Origin of the sequence: Pseudomonas morbosilactucae, assembly GCF_023241715.1 — a bacterium.
GTDB classification, from domain to species: Bacteria; Pseudomonadota; Gammaproteobacteria; order Pseudomonadales; family Pseudomonadaceae; genus Aquipseudomonas; species Aquipseudomonas morbosilactucae.
Genome location: NZ_JALQCW010000151.1, coordinates 1 through 2,287 on the forward strand (window position 1 = coordinate 1; position 2,287 = coordinate 2,287).

The 2,287-nt window shown below is 64.7% G+C and carries 2 protein-coding genes; one reads left to right on the forward strand and one right to left on the reverse strand.

What is annotated here, in order from left to right; translation table 11 throughout:
* On the reverse strand, positions 1-1,672 hold a 1,672-nt coding region (locus M1B34_RS33610), incomplete at its 3' end, for a methyl-accepting chemotaxis protein (RefSeq protein WP_268267427.1).
* Between the two features lie 325 nt (positions 1,673-1,997).
* Between M1B34_RS33610 and M1B34_RS33615 the strand changes: the two genes are divergently transcribed.
* Complete coding sequence (locus M1B34_RS33615; protein ID WP_268267428.1) at positions 1,998-2,207, forward strand: hypothetical protein; 210 nt, start codon at positions 1,998-2,000, stop codon at positions 2,205-2,207.
* The last annotated feature ends 80 nt before the right edge of the window (positions 2,208-2,287 follow it).

The following is a 2,287-nucleotide window of genomic DNA, read 5'->3' on the forward strand; positions in this document are numbered from 1 at the left end:
GGTTGGTCTGTTCGGCGATGCTGCGGATCACCTCCAGCACCTGGCCGATCTGCACGCTGTTGGCCGCCAGGGTCTGCACCTGGCCCATGGATTGGCCGACATCCGCCGCCAGATGCTCGATGGCCCGGGTGCTGTGGGCAATGATCTGCAAGCCGTCCTGGGTCGACTGGTCGGCGCCCCTGGCCGCCTGGGCGGCACTGGCTGCGCTTTGCGCCACGTCCTGGGCGGTGGCGCTCATTTGATGGGCGGCGGTGGCCACCTGGTCGATCTCGCGGAACTGGGTTTGCATGCCCTGGCTGGTGAGGCGGGCGATGTTCGACGACTGATCGGCCGTGCCTCGGGCTTCGGTGATGCTCAGTTTGATGTCGCGGATCAGCGGCTGCAGCTTGTCGAGGAAGCGGTTGAAGCCTTGCACCAACTCGCCCAATTCATCCCGGCGGCTGTAGCTCAGGCGCTGGGTCAGGTCGCCGTCGCCGCTGGCGATGCCCTGGAGCATGGCCGCCACCTGTTTGATCGGCCGGGTGGCGCTGCCGGCACACAGGCTCATCAGCAGCAGGCCGAGGGCGGCGGCCAGGGCAGTCACCAGCAGGGTCTTGAACAGGTTGTCGTGCTGGGCACTTTCCAGCAGCTGTTGCAGGCTCAGGGCATCGGCCTGTTGCACTTGTTTCGGCAGGTCGATCACCACCGCCCAGGGGCTGGCGCCGGCAATCGGCGGCACCGGGAACAGCGCGCGGATCGACTCGCCCTGGTCCAGGGTCTGCGGCTGATTGCTGCGCAGCTGTTGCAGCAGCGCCTCGCCGGGTGCGCCGAGGGCGCCTTGCACCTTCTGCCCGAGCTTGTCCGGGGCCCCGCTGGCGCCGGCCAGCACGCCACTGCTGGAAAGGATCAGCATGTTGCCGGCACCGTCGAACAGCTCGCGGCGGGCATCCACGGCGGCGGCTTGCAGGGTGTCCAGGGCGATATCGACACCGACCACGCCGATCACCTGGTCGTCCACCCGTAAGGGCTGGGAGATCGAGGTCATGACCAGGGTCTGGCCACTGACGGCGTCGGCGTAGGGTTCCAGCAGGCAGGTCTTGCCGGTGTTTTTCGGGCAACTGTAGAAGGCGTTGTAGGGCGCGCCGCTGATGCCGGGGGCGTCGTTGTTGATGTCCTGCTCGGCCACGGCCAGGTTCTGCCCGCTGCCGCCGGAGCGGTTCCAGTAGCTGGCGAAACGCCCTTGCTCATTGGAGCCCGGGGTGCGGTTGCCGGCAAATTCGGCGTCGCGGCCGTCAAGGCCGTTGGCTTCCATCACCAGCCACACGCCGAGCAGCGTCGGGTTGTGCTCGAAGGCATTGCGCAGGCTTTGGTTGACCTCATGGCGCAGCGTTTCGGGGCTCAGCGATTGGCTGTGCAGCAGGCCGCGCAGTTGCAGGAGCTGGGCGTTGAGGCCATTGACCACCTGCAGGCTCTCGGAAAAATTGCGCTGCAGCAGTTGGGCCTTTTCCGCCGCCTTGGCCTGCAACAGGTTCTGTACCCCGCGTGTGAGCATCTGGCTGCTGGCGTCCTTGACCTGCTGGTTGGTGGCGGCGCTTTGGTAGAGGTTCATGCCCACCACCAGCGCGATCACACTCAACAGGCAAATCCCCGACAGCAGGACGATTTTGAGGCGGATGGTCAGTCGCTCGAACATGGCACGGCACTCGCTGGCTGGAAGGGCGGGGCGAGGGCGGTGAAAGGCCTTCGCACCAAACGAAAAGCCACGGAGCAAGGCCTGTGCCAGTCAATGGCACTTAGCCAAGTTATTGAATTTTAAGGCGTGTATCGGTGTTGGTACGGGGGTGGTGGGGGCGCGGTGTCGCAGTTTGCGAACGTCTTGAGACGCTGTCGCAAGGGGGCGGGTGATCATCGGTGGGTAAATGAATCATTTCCGATACAACACTTACCCATTCTTTACATAGAAACCGTGCTCAAAGCGAAAAGCACACTGTCTGAACTGCCAAGAAAGTTTCTTTCTTATGGACTATGAGAGTGAGCACATGATGGTGAAGCGAATTACCCAAGCAGCGGCGTTGATCGCCCTGTTGTCATCCCTGTCGGGCTGCTGGATGTTCTTCCCGCCGGGCGGCGGTGGTGGCGGTGGCGGTCATGGCGGTGGCCACGGCGGTGGTCCCGGTGGCTACGACGGCGGCGGCCGTGGCGGCCCCGGCGGTGGCGATCGCCGCTGACCCGGCCCCCCACCAAACACAGCACCCTCCACCTGTAGGAGCTGGCTTGCCAGCGATAGCGTCCGCAAGATCGCCATCGC